Below are 8,048 nucleotides of genomic sequence, written 5' to 3'. Positions count from 1 at the left end.
CCCCAGCCTCGTGCTCCTTCAGCACCGCAATGATCTGCTCTTCCGTGAATCTTGCTCGCTTCATCAGTCCGTCCTCATCAGGGCCGGACTCTAACTCCGCGTGGAGGAAAAACTCAGTGGCAGGTCAGAGCCTGAAAAAGGAGCGGATCCAGAAACGCATCTACAAGACCCGCGCCTTGGCGCGCGCGGATATCTTCGACCATATCGAGACGTTCTACAACCGAACCCGCCGTCACAGCCATCTCGGCGGTATCAGTCCCGAGGCGTTCGAACGCGCGTCGGCGTGAGGCTCGGCTTTGTCCACGAAACCGGGGACCGTCCAGTCTCGAGGAGACGGGTATCAGGAGATGCGCTCAGGAACTCGTATCGATCGATATGCGCGTGGTCTCTTCGCCGGCCTCCTGGACATCCGACCTGAATCCGAGTTCGTGCGTCATCGCCAGCATCACGCGGTTACCGCGCAGCACGTCGCCATATAACCGCTTGAATCCACTGGTCTTCGCATGGGCCACGATCTTCGACATCAGGCGATAGCCGAGGCCGCGCCCCTTCATGTCGGAGCGCACTAGGACCGCGAATTCCGCGGTGTCGCGTTCGGGGTCGCCGATCAACCTGACGACGCCGAAGATCGGGCCGCTGCCATAGGCGCTGTCGGGTTCCACGGCCACGAAGGCCATTTCGCGATCGTAGTCGATCTGCGACAGGCGGGCCGCCATCTCATGCGGGAAGGTCTTGAGCGGAGCCAGGAAGCGTAGCCTCAGATCGCCCGGCGTGCATTGCGCGACCATGTCGGACAGCGCGACCTCGTCATCGGGCCTGATCGGCCGGATCTGGAAGCGGGCGCCATCATTCAGTGTCACCTGCTCTCCAAGCTCTTCCGGGTAGGGGCTGATGGCGAGTGGCGTGCGCACCTCAGAGGTCGCGGTGATCACGACGCGGGCATCGAGCGCGACTACGCCGCTGGCATCGGCGAGTAGCGGATTGATGTCGAGTTCGATCACATCGGGCAGGTGGATGACGAGTTCCGACAACCGCACCAGCACATCGGCCACGGCGTCGAGCGGGACCGGCGGAACGTCGCGGTAGCCGGCCAGAAGCCGTGACACCCGCGTGCGCCCGATCATGTCCTTGGCCAAGACCGAGTTGAGCGGCGGCAGCCCGATCGCCCGGTCGCCGATCACCTCCGTCGCCGTGCCGCCGCGGCCGAACAGCAGGACGGGGCCGAATGTCGGGTCCTTGGCGATACCGACGATCAGCTCGCAGGCCTTCGGGCGCGAGATCATCTTCTGGACCGTGAAGGTCAGATGCTTTGCGTTGGGCGCTGCGTGCCGGACCCGCGCAAGCATTTCGTGAGCGGCCGCCGTGACCTCGGCCTGTGAGCGCAGGCTCAGCGCCACGCCGCCGACGTCGGATTTATGGCTGATGTCCGGCGACAGGATCTTGAGCGCGACGGGGGCGCCGATCGTGCCGAAAAGCCGGCCGGCCTCCTCGGGTGTGGCTGCGACCAGCGTCTCGACGGCAGGGATACCGAACAGGGCAAGCAGGCGCTTCGCTTCGGGCTCGGTCAGGACGCAGCGGCCGTCCTGGCGAACGGTCTCGATGAGCTGTCGCGCCGCATTGACCTGTGCCGGCGCGATCGCGACGCCGGCCGACGGCGTTTCCAGCAGCAGGTCCTGATTGCGTCGGAATTCGACGAGATGGGTGAAGGCGCGTACCGCTTCTTCAGGGCTGGTGAAGGTCGGAATCGTCCTGCCCGCAAGAAAGCTGCGCGAGCGTTCGGCGGTCGTTCCGCCGAGCCAGCTCGTCAGGACGGGCCTTGCGGGAGCCTTCGCCACGGCTTGGGCCACCGCGCTCGCGGCGTCCTGTCCATCGGTGACGGCGGTCGGACAGTTGATCACCAGGATCGCATCGCTGTCGGGCTCCTCAAGCAGGATCTCGAGCGCCGCGGCATAACGTTCCCCGGTCGCATCGCCGAGTACATCGACGGGGTTGGCGTGCGACCACGAGCCGGGCAGGGCCTGGTCGAGGCGCTGCAAGGTGCCGCCGCCCAGTTCGGCGATACGGCCGCCGCGTGCGACCAGCGCGTCGACCGCCATGACGCCGGCGCCGCCGCCATTGGTGAGGATGGTCATCCGGTCGCCGGAGACGCGCATTCCTGTGGCCAGGATCGCCGCAGCCGCGAAGAGTTCATCGAGCTCCGCGACACGCAGCAGCCCGGCTCTTTGGAAGACGGCGTCGTAGACCGCATCGGCTCCGGCGAGCGCGCCGGTATGAGAGAGGGCGGCCTTGGCGCCCGCCATGCTGCGCCCGCCCTTGACGACCAGAACCGGCTTCGTGCGCGAGGCGATGCGGGCAGCCGACATGAATTTGCGCGCATGGGTGACATTCTCGACATAGAGCAGGATCGAGCGCGTCGCGCGGTCCGCGCAGAGATAGTCGAGCGCATCGCCGAAATCGACATCGCTCATGTCGCCGAGCGAGAGGATATGGGAGAAGCCGACGCCGCGCTGATCGGCCCAGTCCAGCATTGCCGCGACGATCGCGCCCGACTGGCTGACGAGCGCGATATTGCCCGGGCGAGGCGTCAGATGAGCGAAGCTGGCATTGATCCCCCGCGGCGTGGAGATGAAGCCCAGGCAGTTAGGGCCGACAATCCGCATCAGATGGGGCTTTGCCGCGTCCAGCATGGCCTGGTGCAGGTCGCCGCCTTCGCCCGGCGCACCGAAGCCCGCGCTGATGACCACGGCCGCCCGGCAACCGCGGCGCCCGAGATCACTGATGATGGCCGGGACGCCGGCCGCCGGCGTCGCCACGACGGCGAGGTCGGGCGTGATCGGCAAGTCGGCGATCGAGCGATAGTTCAGCGTCGACCGGATGGCCGTCTCATGCGGATTGACCGTCATCACCGGGCCGGCGAAGCCGGCACCCAGGAGATTGTCGGCGAGCACGCGGCCGACCGACCGGGGCGCGTTGCTCGCGCCGATCAGGGCGATCGCGGCAGGCTCGAACAGCGCGTCGAAGTTCCTGATGCTCATATCTGCCGCCCGTTGAATGAGAAGACCGTCGATCGGCCCGATGTCCGGTTCAACCTCGTGGCACACAGTAGCGGCCGGTCATTGCGCTGAATCAAGTCGTGCCGGCGAAGCATGCGCCATGAATCGCCTTATCGGCCGATGGACGGCCGGGTCTCGGAGGCCAGACGATGCTGCAGCGCATAACCCTTCATCTCGGACGCAGCGCAGCCCATCCGGAAGGTAGCGCCAGGCACGGCTACGACATCACCGCGCCCCTGGACGCCGCCGGACATATCGACGCGCCGGCCTGGCGGGATGTGCGCGACCTATGCCGCGTCAGGCGGTTCTGGGCCGGCGAGCCGGACGAGCACGGCTGGCTGATCCATCGCGCCGGCGGCAGCGGCGGCGCGACCTGGGTAATCGACTACGACGATGCCGCGTCGGAGGATGACGAGGCCGGCTACAAGCTCGACAAGCATCGCTTCGCGATCGACGAGTACGTCTCGATCCGCCAGGACGACGGCGAGATGCTGCCCTTCAAGATCGTCGGCATCCGCAAGCTCGGCCAGGCCTAAGCTCGGCCAGGTCTAAGCTCTGCAAGGTCTAAGCTCTGCAAGGTCTTGCAGGCCGGCACCGAGGCCGGAATCGCGCGGGAGTTTCGCCGCAGTTGCGGTGGATCAACGCTCCGACGTCGGGCATCGGCAACCATGCCCAGGTGCAACCTGAGCATGAGGAGATGTTCATGTCCGAGATCAACGAGACTCTTCAGCCTTCGACCTATGCCAGCATCATGGTGACGCTCAATCTCGGCGTGGATGCCGCCGACAGCGTCAAGCTCGCATCGTCCCTCGCCAGCACCTTCTCGAGCCGGTTGATCGGCGTCGCCGCCGAGGAGGTCGTCATGCCCTACTATGGCGACGGTGCGATTACGATCGATCCCGCGATCATCGAACAAGCGAAGCGCGAGGTTGCCGAGAAACTGGCCAAGGCGGAGACGGTGTTCCGCCGCGCGGCCGGCACGATCAACGACATCGACTGGCGCTGTGCGATCGGGTTGCCGAATCCCTTTGCCCTGGAGCAGGCACGGGCGGCCGATCTCGTCGTCGTCGGTCGGCAGGGCCCAGACGACGCCAGCCACGGACGCATGGCGATCTCCCCCGGCGATCTGGTGATGGGGCTCGGGCGCCCGATCCTCGTCGTCCCGCCCCGCACGGAGCATCTCGCGGGCAAGCGCATCGTCATCGCCTGGAAAGACACGCGCGAGGCAAGGCGAGCTGTCTGGGACGCGCTGCCCCTGCTGAAGCGAGCCGAGCGGGTCTTCGTCCTGGCGATCGGCACGGACGCCGCACAACAGGGCGCGGCTGATGTCTCCGACCATCTGCTTCGTCACGGTGTTCCCAGCCGCGCGATCCTGCGCTCCGAACCGTCCGGCCTCGTCGTCGATGAATTGATCGATTTCGCCGAGCAGGAGACGGCCGATCTCATCGTCTCCGGCGCTTATGGTCACAGCCGGGTACGGGAATGGCTGTTCGGCGGCGTCACGCAGGATCTGCTCAATTCGACGCCGATCCCCTGCCTTCTGTCGCACTGAGCGATCTGCTTCGATCACTGAACTCCAGCCTTCACGGTCATCGCGAGGGCTGGGGTGTTTTTTCCTGCGCAAGGTCGCAGTGCTTGTCTCGCAACCCGGGACGCCCCGCTCCTCTCAGTTGCTGAGGAGGAGGCATACGGGGCTGGTTTCCAGCATCTCCCGCGTCACACCGCCAAAGGCCCATTCTCTCAGTCGGGCGTGGCCGTAGGCTCCCATCACGATCAGGCCCGCCCCCTCGTCGCGTGCGAAGGCGATCAGGCGCTGGGCGACGGACAGCCCGACAGCCGGAAGGACGGCAACCTCGGCCGAGATGGCGCGGAGGGCCAGAAAAGCCACAACGTCGGCCGTACGCGCGCGGGCATTCCTGACGTCGTCGCTGCCGCAGATCTCCAGCACGGTCACCTGAATGGCCGCCTGCAGGAACGGCATCGCGTCCATGACCGCCCGCCTGGCCTCGCGGCTGTCCGTCCAGGCGATGACGACGTGGGACATAATCGCCCCCGCCGGCACATCGGGCGGGGTGACCAGGACCGGCCGGCCGCCGCCGATCAGCACGTCGCCCGGGTCGACGGCATATGAGGGCACGATGCCGGGCCGATTGCGTCCAATGACGATGAGATCCACAGCGCGCGCTTCCATGGCGACGGTCGTCGTCCGATCAGTCAATGTCGAGCGCCATTCGCTCGGCACGTTGTGTCCAGCAATGAGGGCGCGGAAGCCCGACTCCGCGCGCTTCAGCTCGGCTTCAGCCTTCTGCATCTCCGTCGCCAGGAGCTCGCGGACCACCGCCATCGTGGCGTTCGGCGCGATGAACGGCGTCTCGGGCCGGCGGGCGGCGACGCCGAGCAGGCTGCAGCCGAAATGGCTGGCAAGCTCGCAGGCGAACTCGACGCGCGCCTGGGATGCCTTGCTCTCGTCGACGGGGACCATCAGCGTCGCATATGGCATCGGAGGCTCTTCTGCGGTTTGGCATGGCCCAGACATGCGATGGGCGAGGGCGCCTGGCTGAAATCGCGCGTGCCTTGAGGCATGCAGCTTTCAGGGAATCTCGGTCTGCGACCCGGCTGTGTCGGCCGATGGGCCCGGTGACCGCGGCAGGTCGTCATCCTGCAGGGCGCGCCATCCGGGCCCCTCGAGATCGGCGAACTGGCCCGTCCGCATGCACCAGAAGAACGCGAGCAAGCCCACGAGGCCAAGCCCCAGGGCCAATGGAAACAGGATCACGAGGATGTTCATGGCGTGGTCCTAACGGGATGCGCCCGAGCGCCTGGCGGCGCGCAAGGCGTTGAGCGTGACGATCAGGGACGAGCCTGACATCGCCGCAGCCGCGACCAGCGGCGTCGCCAGACCGGCAATCGCGACGGGAACGGCGATCGCATTGTAAAGCACCGCGAACCAGAGGTTCTCCAACATCAGTTTTCGCGCCTGTCGGGCCGTGCGAATGCTGGAGGCTACCGGCGCGAGGCTGTCACCGAGGAAGACAATGTCCGCCGAGGCCTGCGCCAGATGCGTCGCGCTGATCGGCGAGATCGAGACATGAGCCTTGGCGAGGGCAGGGGCGTCGTTCAGCCCGTCGCCAACCATCAGGACCTTGCAGCCCTGCGCGGCGAGCCGGTCCAGTTCGGACAGCTTCTCGTCCGGGCGCAAGTCCGCCTTGTAATCGGCGATGCCGAGCCGGGCTGCCATGGGCGCGACCGCCGAGGCGCGGTCACCCGACAGGATCAGGACGCGAAGGCCAAGGGCGGCCAGCGCCTGCACGCAGGCCTCCGCATCCGGGCGCAGTTCCTGATCGACGGCGAAGACGGCGCTGGCCTCGCCATGCCGCCAGGCGATCAGCGATGCTGTCGGGAACGCGGCCGCAACGGGCGCTGCAGCCGCTTCTGCATCGCAGAAGGCGACGCTGCCGAGCCGCATCTCGGCGCCGTCGCACAAGGCGCTGAGGCCGAGTCCGTGGTGCTCGCGCACTCCCTCGATTGGAGGGAGATTGCCTGCCGCCAGCGCGATCGGGCGCGCCAGCGGATGACGGCTGGCGGCGGCGAGGCTGCCGGCCATGCGCAGCACCTCGGGCGCGATGCTCGCGGCATTGACCAAGGCCGGATCGGGCAGGGTCAGGGTTCCCGTCTTGTCGAAGACGACGGTGTCGGCCTCGGCCAGGCGCTCCAGCGCCCCGCCCTCCTTGAGCATGACCTTCTGGCGAAACAGCGCCGAGGCCGCGACGACCTGGACGGCCGGGATCGCCAGGCCCAGCGCGCAGGGGCAGGTGATGATCAGTACGGTGATCGCGATGATCAGGGCCTGCTGCCAGCCGAGCCCGAAAGCGATCCAGCCCAGGAAGGTGGCGAGCGCGGTCGCGTGAACCAGCGGCGCATAGAGCCGCGCCGCCCGGTCGGAGAGGCGCACATAGCGCGAGCGGCTTTCGACGGCCTGCGCCATCAGGCGGTCGATCTCGTCGAGCAGCGTGCCGCCGCCCGCCGCCGCGACCCGCACCGTCAGGGCGCCGGACAGGTTGACAGTGCCGGCGTAGACGGAGGCGCCGGACACGACGCTGATTGGTGCGGTCTCTCCGGTCACCAGGCTCTGGTCGATATCGGAGGCGCCGCTCTCGACCATGCCGTCGACGGAGACACGCTCGCCCGGCCGGACCAGGACGAGATCGCCACGCGAGATGGCGGCGATGGGAACGACGACCGTCTCGCCGTTCGCCGACAGGCGCGTCGCGGTCTCGGCCTTGAGCGCGGCCAGATTGCCAGCGAGATCGCGCGTGCGCCGACGCATCAGCTCGTCGAGATAGCGCCCGATCAGCAGGAAAAAGAGCAGCATCACCGCGCCGTCGAAATAGGCGTGCTCGGCATGGTTCCAGGTCTCGACGACCGACATGCCCAGCGCCAGCACGACGCCAAGCGTGATCGGCACGTCCATGTTGACCGCACCGGCCCGCAGGGCCCGCAGCGCACTCTCGAAGAAGGGGCGCCCGGCATAGGCAGCCGTCGGCAAGGCGAGCAGGGCAGACAGCCAGTGGAAGAAGTCGCGGGTGACCGGCGAGATGTCGCTGTTGTTGCCCGACCAGACCGAGACCGAGAGCAGCATGATGTTCATGGCGGCGAAGCCCGCGACGCCCAGGCAGCGCAGCAGGCGCTTTTCCCCATTCGAGGCGCCATCGCGGTCGGCGGCAGGCAGGAACGGGTAGGCCTTGAAGCCAAGCTTCGACAGGCGCTCGATCACCGTCTCGGGCCGCAACGCGCCTTCGCGCCATTCGACGGTGACGCGCTTGAGCGCCAGGTTGACGCGCGCGCTCAGGATGTCGGCCTCACGGGACAGGCCGCTCTCGATCGCCTGCATGCAGCCGGCGCAACGGATGCCGTCGACCGCCAGCTCCATCCCGGCGACGTCTCCATCGCGATGGCGGACGAAAACCGACAGATCCTGCTTCATGCTCACAGCCC

7 protein-coding genes are annotated in these 8,048 nt (G+C 67.2%); 3 read left to right on the top strand and 4 right to left on the bottom strand.

All coding sequences use genetic code 11. The features are described 5' to 3' along the window. Window positions 1-287 (top strand): IS3 family transposase (locus tag AE618_RS28930; RefSeq protein WP_248310986.1); only part of this gene is annotated, 287 nt, incomplete at its 5' end. 66 nt (window positions 288-353) lie between these two features. Here AE618_RS28930 and AE618_RS22900 read toward each other — a convergent pair. Beyond that, the gene (locus AE618_RS22900; protein ID WP_054211386.1) at window positions 354-3,035 is read right to left on the bottom strand and encodes a bifunctional acetate--CoA ligase family protein/GNAT family N-acetyltransferase; all 2,682 of its coding nucleotides are present in this window, start codon (window positions 3,033-3,035) and stop codon (window positions 354-356) included. Window positions 3,036-3,202: 167 nt separating this feature from the next. On the opposite strand from AE618_RS22900, the gene AE618_RS22895 reads away from it, so the two are divergent. Together AE618_RS22895 and AE618_RS22890 are read left to right on the top strand one after the other, a co-directional pair. Then, on the top strand, window positions 3,203-3,589 hold the full coding sequence (locus tag AE618_RS22895; RefSeq protein ID WP_054211385.1) for a hypothetical protein: 387 nt from the start codon (window positions 3,203-3,205) through the stop codon (window positions 3,587-3,589). A gap of 167 nt (window positions 3,590-3,756) precedes the next feature. Continuing rightward, entirely contained in the window at window positions 3,757-4,605 is an 849-nt protein-coding gene (locus AE618_RS22890) for a universal stress protein (RefSeq protein WP_054211397.1), read from the top strand. A 114-nt stretch (window positions 4,606-4,719) separates the two neighbouring features. Here the strand turns inward: AE618_RS22890 and AE618_RS22885 are convergent, their stop codons facing one another. From AE618_RS22885 to AE618_RS22875, 3 genes are all read right to left on the bottom strand, one after another. Next, on the bottom strand, window positions 4,720-5,553 hold the full coding sequence (locus tag AE618_RS22885; protein WP_054211384.1) for a universal stress protein: 834 nt from the start codon (window positions 5,551-5,553) through the stop codon (window positions 4,720-4,722). 90 nt (window positions 5,554-5,643) lie between these two features. Beyond that, a complete protein-coding gene (gene ccoS / locus AE618_RS22880) occupies window positions 5,644-5,841 on the bottom strand; it encodes a cbb3-type cytochrome oxidase assembly protein CcoS (RefSeq protein ID WP_054211383.1) in 198 nt (65 codons plus the stop codon). Window positions 5,842-5,850: 9 nt separating this feature from the next. After that, window positions 5,851-8,043, bottom strand: coding sequence for a heavy metal translocating P-type ATPase (locus AE618_RS22875; RefSeq protein ID WP_054211382.1), 2,193 nt, complete (start codon window positions 8,041-8,043; stop codon window positions 5,851-5,853). Window positions 8,044-8,048 lie beyond the last annotated feature (5 nt).

Source organism: Allobosea vaviloviae (genome assembly GCF_001298265.1).
Lineage (GTDB): Bacteria > Pseudomonadota > Alphaproteobacteria > Rhizobiales > Beijerinckiaceae > Allobosea > Allobosea vaviloviae_B.
This window is presented reverse-complemented; position numbering and strand designations above follow the sequence as displayed.